The organism is Pseudomonas sp. W2-17, assembly GCF_041060445.1.
GTDB lineage: Bacteria > Pseudomonadota > Gammaproteobacteria > Pseudomonadales > Pseudomonadaceae > Aquipseudomonas.
The window spans coordinates 60,539-78,677 of the sequence record NZ_JAUFNS010000015.1; the positions used below are offsets into that span (position 1 = coordinate 60,539).

The 18,139-nt window shown below is 61.8% G+C and carries 13 protein-coding genes, 3 tRNA genes and 1 pseudogene; 15 read left to right on the forward strand and 2 right to left on the reverse strand.

What is annotated here, in order from left to right; translation table 11 throughout:
- The first annotated feature begins 84 nt into the window (after window positions 1-84).
- From QWI20_RS18825 to QWI20_RS18890, 14 genes and pseudogenes are all read left to right on the forward strand, one after another.
- The gene (locus QWI20_RS18825; RefSeq protein WP_369306712.1) at window positions 85-2,901 is read left to right on the forward strand and encodes a FimV/HubP family polar landmark protein; all 2,817 of its coding nucleotides are present in this window, start codon (window positions 85-87) and stop codon (window positions 2,899-2,901) included.
- Window positions 2,902-3,113: 212 nt separating this feature from the next.
- The gene (gene truA / locus QWI20_RS18830; protein ID WP_172612940.1) at window positions 3,114-3,938 is read left to right on the forward strand and encodes a tRNA pseudouridine(38-40) synthase TruA; all 825 of its coding nucleotides are present in this window, start codon (window positions 3,114-3,116) and stop codon (window positions 3,936-3,938) included.
- A gap of 59 nt (window positions 3,939-3,997) precedes the next feature.
- Window positions 3,998-4,618 (forward strand): phosphoribosylanthranilate isomerase, encoded by a 621-nt coding sequence (locus QWI20_RS18835; protein WP_369306713.1) that lies wholly within the window; start codon window positions 3,998-4,000, stop codon window positions 4,616-4,618.
- Between the two features lie 285 nt (window positions 4,619-4,903).
- Complete coding sequence (gene accD / locus QWI20_RS18840) at window positions 4,904-5,824, forward strand: acetyl-CoA carboxylase, carboxyltransferase subunit beta (RefSeq protein WP_369306778.1); 921 nt, start codon at window positions 4,904-4,906, stop codon at window positions 5,822-5,824.
- Window positions 5,821-7,127: pseudogene (gene folC, locus QWI20_RS18845) on the forward strand (bifunctional tetrahydrofolate synthase/dihydrofolate synthase). Before accD ends, folC begins: the two are co-directional and overlap by 4 nt.
- The gene (locus tag QWI20_RS18850) at window positions 7,111-7,815 is read left to right on the forward strand and encodes an SPOR domain-containing protein (protein ID WP_369306714.1); all 705 of its coding nucleotides are present in this window, start codon (window positions 7,111-7,113) and stop codon (window positions 7,813-7,815) included. Before folC ends, QWI20_RS18850 begins: the two are co-directional and overlap by 17 nt.
- Window positions 7,816-8,164: 349 nt before the next feature.
- Window positions 8,165-8,752: a CvpA family protein gene (locus QWI20_RS18855; protein ID WP_037011737.1), complete on the forward strand. Its 588-nt coding sequence runs from the start codon at window positions 8,165-8,167 to the stop codon at window positions 8,750-8,752.
- A gap of 12 nt (window positions 8,753-8,764) precedes the next feature.
- Window positions 8,765-10,273, forward strand: a complete 1,509-nt coding sequence (purF, locus tag QWI20_RS18860) for an amidophosphoribosyltransferase (RefSeq protein ID WP_065986403.1) — start codon at window positions 8,765-8,767, stop codon at window positions 10,271-10,273.
- Window positions 10,274-10,294: 21 nt separating this feature from the next.
- Complete coding sequence (locus QWI20_RS18865; RefSeq protein WP_369306715.1) at window positions 10,295-11,506, forward strand: O-succinylhomoserine sulfhydrylase; 1,212 nt, start codon at window positions 10,295-10,297, stop codon at window positions 11,504-11,506.
- A gap of 160 nt (window positions 11,507-11,666) precedes the next feature.
- A tRNA-Val gene (locus QWI20_RS18870) sits at window positions 11,667-11,742 on the forward strand.
- 83 nt (window positions 11,743-11,825) lie between these two features.
- A tRNA-Asp gene (locus tag QWI20_RS18875) sits at window positions 11,826-11,902 on the forward strand.
- Window positions 11,903-12,023: 121 nt separating this feature from the next.
- Window positions 12,024-12,100 (forward strand) — tRNA-Asp (locus QWI20_RS18880).
- Window positions 12,101-12,296: 196 nt separating this feature from the next.
- Entirely contained in the window at window positions 12,297-13,562 is a 1,266-nt protein-coding gene (aroA, locus tag QWI20_RS18885; RefSeq protein ID WP_369306716.1) for a 3-phosphoshikimate 1-carboxyvinyltransferase, read from the forward strand.
- A gap of 261 nt (window positions 13,563-13,823) precedes the next feature.
- Window positions 13,824-14,702, forward strand: coding sequence for a DUF2242 domain-containing protein (locus QWI20_RS18890; protein ID WP_369306717.1), 879 nt, complete (start codon window positions 13,824-13,826; stop codon window positions 14,700-14,702).
- 230 nt (window positions 14,703-14,932) lie between these two features.
- Here the strand turns inward: QWI20_RS18890 and ilvA are convergent, their stop codons facing one another.
- Window positions 14,933-16,477 (reverse strand): threonine ammonia-lyase, biosynthetic, encoded by a 1,545-nt coding sequence (ilvA, locus tag QWI20_RS18895; protein WP_369306779.1) that lies wholly within the window; start codon window positions 16,475-16,477, stop codon window positions 14,933-14,935.
- Between the two features lie 439 nt (window positions 16,478-16,916).
- Here ilvA and QWI20_RS18900 point away from each other — a divergent pair, with 439 nt between their 5' ends.
- A complete protein-coding gene (locus tag QWI20_RS18900) occupies window positions 16,917-17,078 on the forward strand; it encodes a hypothetical protein (RefSeq protein ID WP_369306786.1) in 162 nt (53 codons plus the stop codon).
- A gap of 19 nt (window positions 17,079-17,097) precedes the next feature.
- On the opposite strand, the gene QWI20_RS18905 is transcribed toward QWI20_RS18900, so the two are convergent.
- On the reverse strand, window positions 17,098-18,138 hold the full coding sequence (locus tag QWI20_RS18905) for an AraC family transcriptional regulator (RefSeq protein WP_369306718.1): 1,041 nt from the start codon (window positions 18,136-18,138) through the stop codon (window positions 17,098-17,100).
- Between the last annotated feature and the right edge of the window lies 1 nt (window position 18,139).

The following is an 18,139-nucleotide window of genomic DNA, read 5'->3' on the forward strand; positions in this document are numbered from 1 at the left end:
TAGCTGCGGCGTGTTGATACGCCCTACACCCGAGCAGGCATTATCTTCGCGATTGCCGGGGAAATTTCAAACAAGGGATGGGCTATGGTTCAGGTTCGTAAACTCGTTTTAGCAATCGCTGCGGCTTCGGCGCTGTCATCGGGAATGGCCCAAGCGCTCGGCCTCGGCGGTCTGACCGTGAAGTCGACCCTGAATCAGCCGCTGTTGGCCGAAATCGAGCTGACGGAAGTGCAGGACCTCAATGCCTCCCAGGTGGTGCCGAGTCTGGCAACGTCTGCGGAGTTTGCTCAGGCCGGTGTTGGCCGGGTGGCGATTCTGGATGACCTGACCTTTACCCCGGTGGTCAATCCCGGTGGCAAGAGCGTGTTGCGCATCACCTCCACCAAGCCCATCCGCGATCCCTACGTGAAATTCCTCGTTCAAGTGCTCTGGCCCAATGGCCGTGCGCTGCGCGAGTACAGCCTGTTGCTGGACCCGCCGAAATTCTCGCCGCAAGCCGCTGCGGCTGCTGCTCAACTGCCTTCGACGGCACCGAGCGCCGCGCCTGCCCCGGCTCCCGCCGCCGAAACACCGGCCGCTGCGCCGCCAACGCCCGCTCCAGCGCCGGCGCCGGAACCCAAGTTCACTCAATACACCACCGCCAATAACGACACGCTCTGGGAAATTGCCGAGCGCGTGAAGAATGGCGGGACTGTGCAGCAGACCATGCTGGCGATTCAGGCGCTGAACCCTGATGCCTTTATTGCCGGCAACATCAACCGTCTGAAAAAAGGTCAGGTGTTGCGTCTGCCGTCGCCGCAGGAATCAACAGCGCTGGCGCAGCCTCGCGCGGTGGCCGAAGTGGCCGAGCAGAATCGTGCCTGGCGCGAAGGCCGACGCATGCCGAGCGGCGCGCGTCAGGTCGATGCGACCCGCCGCGACCGTGCTGGCGCTGCACCGTCGCAGATCGACGCCAAGGACAACCTCAGCCTCGTCTCTGCCAATAAGGCGGGTGCGAAGGGCAAAGCCAGTGACAACGCCGATATCAGCAACCAGTTGGCAACCACTCAGGAAAGCCTGGATACGACGCGTCGGGACAATGCCGAGCTGAAGAGCCGTATGACCGACCTGCAAAGCCAGGTCGACAAATTGCAGCGCCTGATTCAACTGAAGAATGACCAACTGGCGAAAATGCAGGCGTCCGGCGCAGCGGTTCCGCCGCCCATCGATGCCGCCAATCCTGCCAATCCGGCCGTCAGCCCCAACAGTGTCACCAATCCCAACAATGCCGCCAACCCGGCGATGCAGGCCCAGGTTGTGCCGAACGCGGCGGCGCCTGATGTCGCCGGCAAGGCACCCAACGAAATCGCCCCCGAAGACGCATTGCCGGTGGACGGGGCGGCAGTTACCAGCGCCACGCCCGATCAAGCGCTGATTGTGCCGACAGAACCGGTGGTCGATGAAGACAACCGCAGCGCCCTCGAAAAGATCCTCGCCAGCCCGATGCTCATGGGTCTGATCGGCGGTGGCGCGCTGTTGCTGTTGCTGCTGCTTCTGTTGTTGCTGGCGCGCCGACGCAATGCGCTGATAGAAGCCGAGCGGCATCGTCAGATGGCGCGTGCCTTGTCCGAAGAGTCTGACTTCGCGTCCGACATGGACATGCCTGCCAGCAGCTTCGAAGGCCTGGAGGCGCCGGCGCCCCATGCAAAGACGCCGCCGGCGCCGACCGTCGCCGAGCCGGTCCGCGAACATCCGGCTGACGCGCTCGTTCAGGCTGAGATACACATCGCTTACGGCCGCACCAATCAGGCGGTCGCCGTTCTCGAAGACGCCATCAAGCACGAGCCGCAGCGCAGTGATCTGCGCCTCAAGCTGATGGAAGTCTATGCCGAGCAGGACAACAAATCCGGGTTTGTCGCGCAGGAGCGGCAACTGGTGGCCACGGGAAAGAACCACGCTGAAGTCGAAGAACTGAAATCCCGCTATCCGTCCATGGCCGCTGCGGCTGCGGCGGCCGCAGGGGTGGCAGCGGCGGCGGCTTTGGCAGCGGAAATGGACGCAAAGTACGTTGAAGACCTGCTCCATGATGAGCCTGAAGTCGCCGTGCAGCCTGCCCCGGCTGCAGAAACGGTCACCGAAGTGCCGCTGGACGAAGAGTTCGACAACGCCTTTGACCTCAGCCTGGATGACCTGGACAGCGAATCGCCTGCCGCTGCGCCCAACCGCGCTGCGGCACAGGACAACGCTGCCCTCGACGACCTGGACCTGGACGCGCCGTTTGCCGGGTCGGCTGCCGATGACCTGGATTTCGACGCGATCCTGCGCGAGCAGCAGGCGACATCCGTTGCTGCCAAACCGGCCGATCTGGACGATTTCGACCTGGATCTGGCAGAAGATCAGCCGGCGTTGAAAGCCGAAGACGATTACCTGCTGGGGATGGAAGACGATCTGCGTGATCTGCCGCCGTTCGAACAGCCTGCGTCGTTGGGCGCCGACAAGCCTGGGCTGGAAGACGACATCGAGTTGCCTGCCGATTTCGACCTCTCACTGGCTGACGAGATGGAAACCGAGCAGGCGTCCGAGGCGTTCGCGTCCGAGATCGACGACGTCAATGCCGAGCTGGACCGTCTTTCCCAGAGCCTGGAGCAACCGCCGATCGCCAAACCGTTCGACACGGCGCTGGACAAGCCAGTGGATGCTTCGCCTCGGTTCACCGAAGACGACGCTCTGCTGGCGGACGACGAACCGGAATTCGACTTCCTGTCCGGCACCGACGAAGCCGCGACCAAGCTGGACCTCGCCCGGGCCTACATCGAAATGGGCGACGCCGACGGCGCGCGCGACATCCTCGATGAGGTTGTGGCCGAAGGCGACGACGGCCAGAAGACCGAAGCGCGGGACATGCTGTCGCGTCTCGTCTGACCGTATTCATCGCTGCAATAAACGACCGCTTCGGCGGTCGTTTGCGTTTCCGGGTCGGGCATTTCGGCTTGTCCTTCGCCTCCGGGTTAACCGTTGGCCGCTGCCGATGGCGTCTTTCTTTTCGATCCGTATAATGGCCGCCCTTGCGCACATCGACAGGCTTTAAGCTCTTGGCAACTACAGACACCGAGGCAGAAACAGCGGCAGCCGAACTGGCCGCCGAAGGTTTTTCCAGAATCGCTCTGGGCGTGGAATACAAAGGCTCGCGCTACAGCGGCTGGCAGCGCCAGTTGACCGGCGTGCTGACCGTCCAGGAAACGCTGGAAAATGCCCTGTCCAAAGTGGCCGATTCGCCTGTGTCACTGATGTGTGCCGGGCGCACCGATGCGGGTGTGCATGCGTGCGGTCAGGTGGTGCACTTCGACACCCGGGCCGAGCGCAGCATGAAAGCCTGGACCATGGGCGCCAATATCAATCTTCCCCATGACATCAGCGTGACCTGGGCCAAGGTCATGCCGGCGCATTTTCACGCACGTTTCAAAGCCATCGCCCGTCGCTATCGTTATGTGATCTACAACGATCAGATTCGCCCGGCGCACCTGGGCCAGGAAATCACCTGGAACCACCGCCCGCTGGATGCCGAACGCATGGCGCTGGCCGCCGAGTATCTGGTCGGTACCCACGATTTCAGTGCGTTCCGTGCCGGGCAATGCCAGGCCAAGTCGCCGATCAAGCAGCTTCACCATCTGCGGGTCACCCGCCACGGCAAGATGATCGTCATCGATGTCCGCGCCAATGCCTTCCTGCATCACATGGTGCGCAACATTGCCGGCGTGCTGATGACCATCGGGGCAGGGGAGCGGCCGATCGAGTGGGCGAAGGAAGTGCTCGAAAGCCGAGTGCGAAGAACCGGCGGGGTGACGGCTCATCCTTTCGGCCTCTACCTGGTTCAGGTGGAATACCGCGACGAGTTCCCATTACCGGATCGCTACATCGGCCCGCATTTTCTCACTGGCTTCTCGGAACTGGACGGCTGACGCAGGTGACTGCATTTGCTACCATCCGGGACTTTCGCAAGGCTTGAGGTCTCCACTACATGTCAGCCGTTCGCAGCAAGATCTGCGGGATTACCTGCATAGAAGATGCGTTGGCCGCCGTTGACGCAGGTGCCGATGCCATCGGGCTGGTGTTTTATCCCCCAAGCCCGCGCTTCGTGACGGTGGAGCAGGCCCAGGCAATCGTTGCCGCGCTGCCGCCCTTCGTCAGCACCGTCGGCCTGTTCGTCAATGCCGAGCGAGCTGACTTGAAAGCCCTGCTCGACGTCGTTCCCCTCGACCTCATTCAGTTTCACGGCGATGAGACCCCAGAGCAGTGCGAGGGATACAACCGTCCGTACATCAAGGCCCTGCGTGTTCAGGCTGGCGACGACATCGCGGCCAGCTGCGATGCCTATGCCAATGCCTGCGGCATCCTGCTCGACACCTATGTCGCGGGCATTCCGGGCGGGACGGGTGAAACCTTCGATTGGGCGCTGATTCCAAAACATTTGAGCAAACCGGTGATTCTCGCCGGTGGCCTGACCTCGGCCAACGTTTCCCAAGCTATCGCGCAAGTGCATCCTTATGCGGTTGACGTGAGCGGCGGGGTGGAGAAGTCCAAAGGCCTGAAGGATCACGACAAGATCCGTGCATTCATGAGTGCTGTACACGGGGCATAGGGCATTTGCCCGGCAACATTGGCCGGGATGTGACGGCGGACCAACGGTCGCCGTCCACTAGCCTGCCATCCGCTGATGCGCGTGGCCGAATTGATTGAGCGAAGACGTCTTGCGTCTCGTGATGGAAGTTGAGAGTGGTGTTGCTGAGTGTTGTTTTGGCAGGTCAGGCGCTCGCGCCGATCGCTGTACGACATTTCGCGGCACCGTACATGACATTGGTTTAAGGGCATGCGCATGGCACCGATTGCCATCGCGTTCGAGCCATCGGTACTGGAGAAAGAAAGCATGAGCAACTGGTTGGTAGACAAACTGATCCCTTCGATCATGCGTTCCGAGGTCAAGAAGAGCTCGGTGCCCGAAGGTCTGTGGCACAAGTGCCCGTCCTGCGAAGCGGTGCTGTATCGCCCGGAGCTGGAAAAGACCTTGGACGTCTGCCCGAAGTGCAACCACCACATGCGCATCGGCGCCCGTGCCCGTCTGAATATCTTCCTGGACGCCGAAGGCCGCCAGGAGATCGGCGTTGATCTGGAGCCGGTGGACCGTCTGAAATTCCGCGACGGCAAGAAGTACAAGGATCGCCTGGTCGCCGCGCAGAAGCAGACCGGTGAAAAGGACGCGCTGATTTCCATGAGCGGCACCCTGCTGGGCATGCCGGTGGTGTGCAGCGCATTCGAGTTCTCCTTCATGGGCGGCTCGATGGGTGCGGTCGTGGGTGAGCGCTTCGTGCAAGCCGCCAACTATGCGCTGGAAAACCGCTGCCCGATGATCTGCTTTGCGGCCTCCGGCGGTGCGCGCATGCAGGAAGCCCTGATCTCTCTGATGCAGATGGCCAAGACCTCGGCTGTCCTGGCGCGTCTTCGTGAAGAAGGCCTGCCGTTTATTTCCGTGCTGACCGACCCGGTCTACGGCGGTGTTTCCGCCAGTCTCGCGATGCTGGGCGACATCATTGTCGCCGAGCCCAAGGCCCTGATCGGTTTCGCCGGCCCTCGCGTGATCGAGCAGACCGTGCGCGAGAAGCTGCCGGAAGGCTTCCAGCGCAGCGAGTTCCTGCTCGACCACGGCGCCATCGACATGATCATCCACCGTCAGGAGCTGCGTCAGCGTCTGGGTAATGTGCTGGCGCAGATGATGGGGCTGCCGACGCCGAAATTCGTGGCGCCGAAACTTGATCCGATCGTTGTACCGCCCGCTCCGGCGAACATATGACCGCACGCTCTTTGAGCGACTGGCTCAGTTACCTGGAACACCTGCACCCGTCGGCCATCGACATGGGGCTGGAACGTTCGCAGCAGGTGGCTACGCAGATGGGCCTGACCCGGCCGGCGCCGAAAGTGATCACCGTCACCGGTACCAACGGCAAGGGCTCGACCTGCGCATTCGTTGCTTCTTTGCTGCAAGCCCAAGGCCTGAAAGTCGGCGTTTACAGCTCGCCGCACTTGCTGCGCTACAACGAGCGTGTGCAGGTGCAGGGCGTTGAGGCGACTGACGCCGAGCTGTGCGCGGCGTTCGACGTGGTTGAGCGTGGCCGTGGTGACGTCTCCCTGACTTACTTCGAAATGGGCACGCTGGCAGCCTTCTGGCTGTTCGAGCAGGCCGGGCTGGACGCCGTCGTGCTGGAAGTCGGTCTCGGCGGGCGGCTCGATACGGTCAACCTGATCGACGCCGACATGGCGCTGGTCACCAGCATTGGTGTCGATCACGCGGAATTTCTAGGCAATACCCGCGAAACCGTGGCCTTCGAGAAAGCCGGGATATTCCGTGAAGGAAAGCCCGCGCTGTGCGGCGATCTCGATCCACCGCAGCCATTGCTCGACAGGGCGCGGTCACTGAGTTGCCCGCTGTCGCTGCGCGGTCGCGATTTCGAGCTGCAGATCAACGCGACGGGTTGGGATTGGTCGGGCACCGACGCAAACGGCCGGAAAGTCGAACTGCATTCGCTGCCTTTACTCGACCTGCCCATGCAGAACGCGGCCCTGGCGTTGCAGGCTTACCTGCTGCTGGATTTGCCGTGGCACGAGGCGAGCCTACGGGATGCGCTCGTCAACACGCGCGTCACCGGTCGCCTTGATCGCCGCCGCATCGACTGGCAGGGCAAATCGCTGAGCCTTCTGCTGGATGTCGGCCATAACCCCCATGCGGCAACGTTTCTCGCCCAGCGCCTGAATCAGCGACCGGTAGCGGGCAAGCGGCTGGCGGTGTTCGGTCTGCTCAGTGACAAGGACCTGCCAGGTGTTCTGGCGGAGTTGAGCGAAACGTTCAGCAGTTGGGCCGTGGCGCCGCTGCCAACGCCGCGCAGTCGTCCGGTGCAAGAGATCGAACAGGCGTTGCAGAACCTTGGCGCTCGCGTGACGTCTCACCCGAGTATCGCACTGGCGCTTGAAGCCCAGTGCGCCCACGCGACAGCCGACGACGAGATTGTTCTGTTCGGGTCTTTTTACTGCGTAGCCGAGGCCCTGGAATGGCTTGCTGGCGCGTCACGGAGGAAGTGACACATGGCTTTGCTGGATAAAGCGTACAAACAGCGCATGGTGGGAGCGTTGGTGCTGATTGCCATCGCGGTGATTTTTCTGCCGATGCTGTTTTCGCGTCAAGACGAAGCCCGCCGTGTGCAGGTCGATGCGCCAGCCGCTCCGCAAGCGCCGGCCACCTCGCCGATCAAGGTCGAGCCGGTCAGCGTGCCCGAACAACAGCCACTGCCGCAGGAGCCCGTGCCGACCGATGACGAACTGACCCAGCCTGCTCAGTCCACCCATACTGCTCAGCCCGTTCAACAGCGCACCAGTCAGCAGCCGCCGGCAATGCCCATTGCCCCTGCGCCTTCCAAGCCTGTGGCTGCTGCGCCGAAAGCCGTTCAGACCGCGCCCGCGAAACCTGTTCCGGCGCCGACACCTGCTCCCGCTCAAGCGCCAGCGCCTGTCGCTTCGGCGGCTGACACCAGCCGGGTCGATGCAAATGGTCTGTCGGTCACGTGGTCGGTGCAGCTGGCAAGCCTGTCCAACCGTGCCAACGCCGACAATCTGCAGAAGACGCTGCGCACTCAAGGCTACAACGCTTACATCCGTACCTCCGATGGTGTGAACCGTGTCTTCGTTGGCCCGGTGATCGAGCGCGCCGAGGCGGATCGTCTGCGTGACACGCTGGAAAAGCAGCAGAAAATCAAAGGCATCGTCGTGCGTTTCCAGCCGGAGCGTAGGTAAGTCGACTGACGCCTTCCCGGCTAAAGCGGTCCCACTGAGTGCACGCGTCGCCTATGTAGGACCGGCTTTAGCCGGGAAGGGGCCGGATCAGCCACCCTCGCTTTTGCAGCGTGACAACTGACGCTTTCCCGGCTGAAGCCGGTCCCACTGAGTGCACGCGTTGCCTTTGTGGGACCGGCTTCAGCCGGGAAGAGGCCGGATCTGACGCCCTCGATTTAGGGTTCAACCCGCCCCGACCTCGGACAAAGTCCAATAGTTCGCCTTAATTGGCCTTCATCCGCAATCGCTGCTTACCGGCAGGCGAGTGCTCTGCTAAAATCCGCCGCCTTATCAGTCTGTAGGCTGCGACGTGTCATTTACTCCGGTTGACTGGGCGATCATTGCAATTGTCGCCATCTCCGCTTTGATCAGTCTCAAGCGCGGCTTCGTCAAAGAAGCACTGTCCTTGTTGACGTGGATCATCGCAGGTGCCGTCGCCTGGATGTTTGGCGGATCGCTGGCCCAGTATCTGGTCAACTACATCGAAGCACCTTCGGCGCGCGTGATTGCGGGCTGCACCATTCTTTTCGTCGCCACACTGCTGGTCGGCGCCATGGTCAACTTTCTGATTGGAGAACTGATTCGCGTCACCGGGCTGTCCGGGACCGATCGTTTTCTGGGCATGGTCTTCGGCGCGGCGCGCGGAGCCTTGCTGGTTGTCGTCGCGGTCGGGCTGTTGAGCCTGGGCCCGGTGCAACAGGATCAATGGTGGCAGCAGTCGAGGCTGCTCCCGCAATTTGTCATGGTCGCTGACTGGTCGAAAAACCTGATTCTCGGGATGTCCAGCAAGTGGCTCGCCAGCGGAGTCAGCGTACCTGTTGACATCCCGTTCAAGGATCACCTCCTGCCGCCTACAACGCCGCCGGAAGTGTTCGGTAAATCCAGTTCCACTAAGTAGGGGTTGTGTCGCATGTGTGGCATCGTCGGTATCGTCGGCAAGTCGAACGTCAATCAGGCGCTTTATGACGCGCTCACCGTCCTCCAGCACCGCGGCCAGGACGCTGCCGGTATCGTGACCAGCCATGACGGCCGGTTGTTTCTGCGCAAGGACAACGGTCTGGTTCGGGACGTGTTTCACCAACGCCATATGCAGCGTCTGGTCGGGCACATGGGCATTGGTCACGTCCGTTATCCAACGGCAGGCAGCTCAACGTCAGCCGAAGCCCAGCCGTTCTACGTCAACTCGCCTTACGGCATCACCCTGGCGCACAACGGCAACCTGACCAACGTCGAGCAGTTGGCCAAGGAGATTTACGAATCCGACCTGCGCCACGTCAACACCAACTCCGACTCTGAAGTCCTGCTCAACGTGTTCGCCCACGAGCTGGCCGTGCGTGGCAAGTTGCAGCCGACCGAAGAAGACATCTTCGCCGCCGTCACCGACGTGCATAAGCGTTGCCGTGGCGGTTACGCGGTCGTGGCGATGATCACCGGTTACGGCATCGTCGGCTTCCGCGACCCAGACGCCATCCGCCCGATCGTCTTTGGTCAGCGTCACACCGACGAAGGCGTGGAGTACATGATCGCGTCCGAGAGCGTTTCGCTGGACGTGCTCGGTTTTACCCTGATTCGTGACCTGGCCCCGGGCGAGGCGGTTTACATCACCGAAGACGGCAAGCTGCACACCCGTCAGTGCGCCACCAACCCGAAATACGCCCCGTGCATCTTCGAACACGTCTATCTGGCGCGCCCGGACTCGATCATCGACGGCATCTCGGTCTACAAGGCGCGTCTGCGCATGGGCGAGAAGCTGGCGGACAAGATCCTGCGCGAGCGTCCTGATCACGACATCGACGTGGTGATCCCGATTCCGGACACCAGCCGTACGGCGGCGCTGGAGCTGGCGAACCACTTGGGCGTGAAATTCCGCGAAGGCTTCGTCAAGAACCGCTACATCGGCCGCACCTTCATCATGCCGGGTCAGGCCGCGCGGAAAAAATCCGTGCGCCAGAAGCTCAATGCGATCGAGCTGGAATTCCGTGGCAAGAACGTGATGCTGGTGGACGACTCCATCGTGCGCGGCACCACGTGCAAGCAGATCATCCAGATGGCCCGCGAAGCCGGCGCCAAGAACGTGTATTTCTGTTCCGCGGCCCCGGCCGTGCGCTTCCCCAACGTCTACGGCATCGACATGCCGAGTGCCCACGAGCTGATCGCTCACAACCGTTCCACCCAGGACGTGGCCGACCTCATCGGTGCCGACTGGCTGGTCTATCAGGACTTGAATGACCTGATCGAGGCGGTGAGTGGCAGCAAAAAGATCAAGATCGACAATTTCGACTGTTCGGTCTTCGACGGTAAGTACGTGACCGGTGACATCGACGAGCACTACCTGAACAAGATCGAGCAGGCGCGCAATGACGCCTCCAAGGTCAAGACTCAGGCGGTGAGCGCGATCATCGATCTGTACAACAACTAATCCAGACAAGGAGCAGGCGGCATGACTCAGGAATGGGATGCCGGTCGACTGGACAGCGATCTCGAGGGCGTCGGTTTCGACACCCTCGCGGTTCGTGCCGGTCAGCACCGCACGCCGGAACGCGAACACAGCGATCCACTGTTTTTCACGTCCAGCTACGTGTTCCGCACGGCAGCCGAGGCGGCCGCGACCTTCGCCGGAGAGATCCCCGGCAACGTCTATTCGCGCTACACCAACCCGACCGTGGCTTCGTTCGAAGAGCGCATGGCCGCGCTGGAAGGCGGCGAGCAGGCGGTGGCGACGTCCACCGGTATGTCCGCCATTCTCGCGACGGTGATGAGCTTCTGCAGCGCCGGCGACCATGTGCTGGTGTCGAAAAGCGTATTCGGCTCCACCATCAGCCTGTTTGAAAAGTATTTCAAACGCTTCGGGGTCGAAGTCGATTACGTCCCCCTCGCCGAATTGTCCGGCTGGGACGCGGCGATCAAACCGAATACCAAGATGCTTTTTGTCGAATCGCCTTCCAACCCGTTGGCGGAGCTGGTCGACATCAGCGGGCTGGCGGAAATCGCCCACGCCAAGGGCACGCTGCTGGTGGTCGACAACTGCTTCTGCACACCGGCCCTGCAGCAGCCGCTGCGCATGGGGGCGGACGTGGTCGTCCACTCGGCGACCAAGTTCATCGACGGGCAGGGCCGCGCCATGGGCGGCGTGGTGGTCGGTCGCAGCGAGTTGATGAAAGAAGTCGTCGGTTTCCTGCGCACTGCCGGCCCGAGCCTGAGCCCGTTCAATGCCTGGCTGTTCCTCAAGGGGCTCGAAACCCTGAACATCCGCATGCGTGCCCATTGCCAGAGCGCCCTTGAACTGGCGCAGTGGCTCGAACAGCAGGAGGGCATCGAGAGGGTGCATTACTCCGGTCTCGAGAGTCACCCACAGCATGCGCTGGCCAAACGTCAGCAGAAGGCGTTCGGCGCGGTGGTGAGCTTTGAGGTGAAGGGTGGCAAGGACGGCGCATGGCGTTTCATCGATGCCACGCGGCTGATCTCGATCACCGCGAACCTGGGCGACACCAAGACCACCATCACCCATCCGAGCACCACGTCCCACGGTCGGCTGTCGCCGCAGGAGCGTGAGGCGGCCGGCATTCGTGACAGCCTGATCCGCGTTGCGGTAGGGCTGGAAGACGTCGCTGACCTGCAGGCGGATCTCGCGCGGGGTCTGGCTGCGTTGTAAGCAGGTGTCTGAACACGAAAGCGAGCCTCGGGGCTCGCTTTTTTATTGCTGATGTGCAGCTTCATGCTTCCTGCAAAAAATGGCTCTTTTAAAAAAACTTCAAGCGGGCTATTGACTTAGGTTCGTCACCTGCGTAAATTTCGCGGCCTCAGCGAAGCAAGGGTGATTAGCTCAGCCGGGAGAGCATCTGCCTTACAAGCAGAGGGTCGGCGGTTCGATCCCGTCATCACCCACCATCGTTGAGTGTTTCAAAGCTGCATTGAAAGCTGTACGTGTTGAATGTTACTGAGATTCAGCAGGACGAAAGTCCACGCAATGCGCAGCGGTAGTTCAGTCGGTTAGAATACCGGCCTGTCACGCCGGGGGTCGCGGGTTCGAGTCCCGTCCGCTGCGCCATATTTTACGAATCGGGTTTCCCGGTTTGAGATTGAAAGCCAAGGTTTTCGGTCAGTGTTTTACGAAGCAGGCCCAAGGGTCGGTTTCAACAGCGTTAAGCAGATGAAAGTCTGTGCGACAAGCAGCGGTAGTTCAGTCGGTTAGAATACCGGCCTGTCACGCCGGGGGTCGCGGGTTCGAGTCCCGTCCGCTGCGCCATACATCGCTTCGAGGCCCTTGAACTCCTTGAAGCAACAGAGAAAGCGATCCCAGGATCGCTTTTTTTGTGCCCGCGATTTGGTGAAAACGTCGCCTGTCGCGCTGGATGCTGCAGAGCTCGGCGATAAATGCCATGATCGCCGGCTGTTAACGCGGCGCTGAGCGGTGCCTGATTTCGAATTTGGAGAGCTGGACCATGGGCATGAACCAAACCATCACTGTCATCCCGCCGGGCGTACCGCTGACGGGCCATGTGTCGCCGCCCGGCTCGAAGTCCATCACCAACCGCGCGCTGCTCCTGGCTGCCCTCGCCAAGGGCACCAGCCACTTGCGCGGCGCGCTGAAAAGCGACGACACCCGGCACATGTCCAATGCTCTGCGGCGGATGGGCGTGACCATCGACGAGCCAGACGACACCAGTTTCGTTGTCACCAGCACCGGACATCTAGAGGCGCCGCAAGACGCGCTGTTCCTCGGCAATGCCGGGACGGCGGTGCGGTTTCTGACAGCGGCGGTCTGCACGGTGAATGGCAGCGTCACGCTGGACGGCGATCACTACATGCAGAAGCGCCCGATCGGTCCGTTGCTGGAGGCATTGCGCAAAGGCGGCCTGAACGCGAAAAGCGCCACCGGATGCCCTCCGGTCGTGGTGCACGGTACGGGTTCGATCACGGCCACACGCTTCGAAATCGACGGCGGCCTGTCGAGTCAGTACGTCTCCGCCCTGTTGATGGTGGCGGCCTGTGGCGATGCGCCGATTGAAGTGGCGCTGACCGGCAAGGAAATCGGTGCACGCGGCTACATCGACCTGACCATCGCCTGCATGCGTGCGTTCGGCGCCGAGGTCGAGGTGCTGGATGATGCGTTGTGGCGCGTTGCGCCGACGGGTTACACCGCCTGCGATTACCAGATTGAGCCCGATGCGTCGGCCGCGACTTATTTGTGGGCTGCCGAGGCATTGACGGGCGGCAAGATCGACCTCGGCGTGGCGGGGGAGGCGTTCACTCAGCCAGACGCCAAGGCGATGGAAGTGATCGCGCAGTTTCCGAAGATGCCTGCAGTCATCAATGGCTCACAGATGCAGGACGCGATTCCCACGCTGGCGGTGCTGGCAGCCTTCAACGAGACGCCCGTGCGCTTCGTCGAGTTGGCTAACTTGCGGGTCAAGGAATGCGATCGCGTTCAGGCGCTGCACGATGGCCTGAATCAGGTCCGGCCCGGGCTGGCCTCGGTAGAAGGGGACGATTTACTCGTCGCGTCTGATCCGAGTCTGGCGGGCACCAGCAGCAACGCCTTGATCAATACTCACTCCGACCACCGCATTGCCATGTGTTTCGCGCTGGCCGGTTTGAAGGTGACAGGCGTGCGGATTCAGGATCCGGAGTGTGTCGGCAAGACCTACCCCGGCTACTGGCGGGCGCTGGAATTCCTCGGCGTAAAACTGGTGCACGGCGAGGTCTGAGGCGCAGGGCATGCCGGGCCTGGAGCCATCGATTGATCGACTCCAGGCCCGGCGTGCCAACTTTTCCGAGCCTGTTGCGGTCTGATCAGCGCACCCTGCGCTTCCCTGACAGGCCCACGGGTGCAGGCCCCGTGCACAGTTACCCTTTCGATGTATCCACACGGTTGCAAACTCTGCGTTGATCCCATGGCAGGCTTGTTGCAGACTTACCGGCGTTTTCTCCGGTCCACTTTCAGTCGACCAATTGCCCCAGGATGTTTGATGCCTAAATTACTGAGCTTTCGTACCGCATGCTGGGTCATCACCCTGCTGGCTGCCGCAGGCTGCTCGTCGAAAAAACCGACGGTCTATGAGCATGAGAATTTCGACGATGCCGGCACGTTTTCCCGCAACTACCCGGTCTCGGATGCCGCCACCTGCGAAGCGGCCCGCCGGGCACTGCTGAGCCAGGGCTACATCATCACCAGCAGCGATCCCAAAGTGATCAGCGGCCATAAAAGCTTCCAGCAGACCGGCGAAACCCACATGGAGATCAGCTTCAACGTGGTGTGTGCCCCGGACGGCAGTGCCGACAACCGGACCACGATGTTCGCCAACGCGCTGCAGGATCGCTATGCGCTGAAGAAGGTCAATAACTCCGCGAGCCTGGGGGTAGGCGTGCTGGGTTCGGTGTCGATGCCGATTGGCTCAACCGACGATTCGATGGTCAAGGTCGCCAGTGAAACCGTGGCATCGTCCAAGTTCTACGATCGTTTCTTCGGGCTGGTGGAAAACTTCCTGCCGCCTGAAGTGAAGAAGGCCGCGCACATTGAAGAGAAGCCAAAGACCGACCTGGGCATGCCTGAACCGGTGCCGGGCAAACCGGCGGCGTTGACCGAGCAGAAGCCGGCGGCTGCACCTGCTGCTGCCGCGCCAGCTGCTACGACGCCCGTTGTGCCAGCGCCATTGGCAACGCCTGCGACTCAGCCTGCGCCCGCTGCCGAGCAAAGCAGCGAACCAATGGCTGCGCCTGCCGAACCGGAGCCGTTGAAGGCCGAAACAGCGACGCCTGCGGAGCCCGCGCCTGCCACAACGCCTGCGCCGGCAACGACCATCGAGCCGAGCGCTGCGCCAGCGGTTGAGTCAACGCCGGCGCAGTGAGCTGTTTGGTAGGTTAACAATTGCTTACGGGCAGGAGAGCCTGAGACCGCGGCGTCGCTCAGCGACGCAGCACCTGTGGGAGTGACCGGGGTGGAGCTCCACCTTGCTCACGAAGAGGTCGTTTCAGCCGCTGGAGATTTAGTGGCTGGTCTGGCCTATTCGCGAGCAAGCTCGCTCCCACAATAGGTCCGCGTACGGCGGATGGATCAGCGCTGCCAGCTGTGTTCAGCTCACCCCAAAAACAGCTTGTACGCAGGGTTCTTGGTCTCGTCCCAATACGGGTAACCAATCTCCGCCAGCGCCTGCGGCACCAGATGCCGCTCGTCCTCCGGCACCACCAACCCCGCCACCACCCGACCATCCGCCGCACCGTGGTTGCGGTAATGAAACATCGAAATATTCCATTTCCCGCCGAGCTTGTTCAGGAAGTTGAACAGTGCACCCGGCCGCTCCGGGAACTCAAACCTCAGCACCACCTCATCGCTGACTCGCTCCGAATGCCCGCCGACCATGTGCCGCAGGTGCAGCTTGGCCAGTTCGTTGTCGGTCAGGTCCAGCACCGGGAAACCCTGTTCCGTCAGGCTCGCGATCAAAGCCTTGCGCGGGTCGGTGTCGGGGTGAGTCTGCACGCCGACGAAAATGTGCGCTTCGCGGTCGGTGTGGTAGCGGTAGTTGAATTCGGTGATCTGCCGTTTGCCGATGGCCTCGCAGAACGCTTTGAAACTGCCCGGCTGTTCCGGGATGGTCACGGCGATGATCGCCTCCCGGCCTTCGCCCAGCTCAGCCCGCTCGGCCACATGGCGCAGGCGGTCGAAGTTGACGTTGGCGCCGGAATCGATGGCGACGAAGGTCTGCCCGGTGACTTCGTATTGTTCGGTGTACTTCTTGATCCCGGCCACGCCCAGGGCGCCAGCAGGCTCGGTGATAGAGCGGGTGTCGTCGTAGATGTCCTTGATCGCCGCGCAGATTTCATCGGTACTGACGGTGATGACTTCGTCGACGTAGTCCTTGCAGATCTCGAAGGTGTACTGACCGATCTGCGCCACCGCCACGCCATCGGCGAACAGCCCGACCTGCTGAAGTACCACGCGCTCGCCGTAGGCCATGGCCTGTTGCAGGCAGTTGGAATCGTCCGGCTCGACGCCGATCACTTTGATTTCGGGGCGCAGGTATTTCACGTACGCGGCGATGCCGGCAATCAACCCGCCGCCGCCCACGGGGACGAAGATCGCGTCCAATGGGCCCTGATGCTGACGCAGAATTTCCATCGCTACCGTGCCTTGCCCGGCAATGGTGTCAGGGTCGTCGTACGGGTGGACGTAGACGTAGCCGTGTTCCTCGACCAGCTTCAGCGAATACGCCAGCGCTTCGGGAAACGAGTCGCCATGAAGTACGACTTTTCCGCCCCGGGAGCGCACGCCTTCGACCTTGATCTCCGGGGTGGTCTTCGGCATCACGATGGTCGCCGCCACGTTCAGCGTCTTCGCCGCCAGCGCCAGGCCCTGCGCATGATTGCCCGCCGACGCCGTCACCACGCCCCGCGCCAGTTCCTCCGGACTCAACTGCGCCAGCTTGTTGTACGCGCCGCGAATCTTGAAGGAGTACACCGGCTGCAAGTCTTCGCGCTTGAGCAGCACGTTATTGCCCAGGCGTTGAGACAGCTGGCGGGCGGCATGCAGCGGGGTTTCCACGGCAACGTCATACACGCGGGAGGTCAGGATCTTTTTGACGTAGTGATTGAGCAAGTCGCCCTGAGCGAGCGGGTGGGCTGGCATCTGATTCATCGTGTGGGCCTCGTGGGAAGGCTTGCGATGATCCGGTTGGCGGCGAATAAAGCGAGGGAAGGGCGAATGATCATGTCTGGCTCCTGATGTGGTTTTTGGCCCGGGAGACAGAGAGAAAAAACCCGCCTCTAGGGCGGGTTGGGTGCAAACGTCGGCTAACCCGCCATGACTGGAATGGCGGTAATAATTATCTGGCCGAAGAAATGCTGAGGTGCGTTCATGGCGTCGAGACTATTGCGAACACGGCGCAATCGTCAAGTGGGCTAACCCCGTCATCGCTAAAAAACTGGCGGGCCAAAAAAATCGGCGGGCGAGCCCGAAGAAGGCTTGGAAAACACTTGGGCCCTTGCCGTTTATCCGGGGGCGTCTAGTGTTCAACGGGCCTTCATTTTTTGTTCATGAGGGCACTTTAGGGTTGGGCGCGTAGTCAGTGAATCTGCTGCTGAATGACTCAGCGACACAAACAACACCATCGATCACAAGAACCCGCCACGAGGGCGCAAAAATGGACGAGTATCAGGAAGAACTGCTGGAATACCAGGCGTACGAGATGGACCCGCTGGAACCTGCCGAAGACGCCACCGAGTTGTAAGAAAACCCACGCCTGCCAGTCAGAGCGGCTGGCGCTGGCTACGACGAAACGCACCGGGCGTCTGTTCGGTCCAGCGTTTGAAGGCCCGCTGAAAGGCTTCGGCCGACGCAAATCCCAACAAGTAAGCGATTTCGCCAAAGGCCAGTTCGGTGTCCCGGATGTAGGTCATGGCGAGGTCGCGCCGGGTGTCATTGAGGATCGCGCGAAACTGCGTGCCTTCGTCCGCCAGCTTGCGGCGCAGTGTCCAGGTCGGCAGCTTCAGTCGTGCGGCCACTTCCTCCAGATCCGGCTCCCGCCCCCCATTCAATAACGGCCCCAGCAACTGGGTAATGCGCTCGCGCAGGCTGCGGGTGCGGGTGAGCTGTTCCAGTTCCCGTTCACACACCTGCAGCAGATGCCGCCAGGTACTGGGCACGTGGTCGGGGTTGCGCAGGCCAAGCTGATGCTGGTTGAGACGCAGTTGATTGACGCCCGCTGCGAAGCTCACGGGCTGCTCGCAGAGCGTGGCGTATTCCGCGGCGTAGGCGGGGGCGTCGAATTCGATCTCCAGACGTTCGGCGACAAGCTTCGTCCCGCTCAGGATCGACAGTTGATGCAGCCAGCCGCTGAGAATCGAATCCACCACGAAGCGGTTGTAGTCGTTGTAGGGGCTGATGGAATAGAAACGCAGCCAGGCACCGGCGCTGTCCTCATGCAGGCTCGACTGGCCGCGATAATTCGAGCCGTACAGCGCTTCGAAACGAATCAGCGTCCGCGCCGCTTCCCGCACCGTTGGCGCCTGGGCAGCGGTGATGCCGGCCAACCCGGCGTGGCTCAAGCGACTGGATTGACCCATCCGCAGTCCCAAGGCAGCCACGCCGGTGAGTTCGATGGCCCCATGGCCCAGGCGCATGTAGCGCGGGATCGACAGCCGGGCGCCGGCCTCACCCAGTCGCGCAGCGTCCAGGCCGTATTGCGCCAGCAAGGGTTGCGGGTCTTTGCCCTCGCCGCGAACGGCATCAGCGAGGCTGTGGACGAAACCCACGGACAGATCGCCCAGACGCACGCGAGGGGAGGTCATC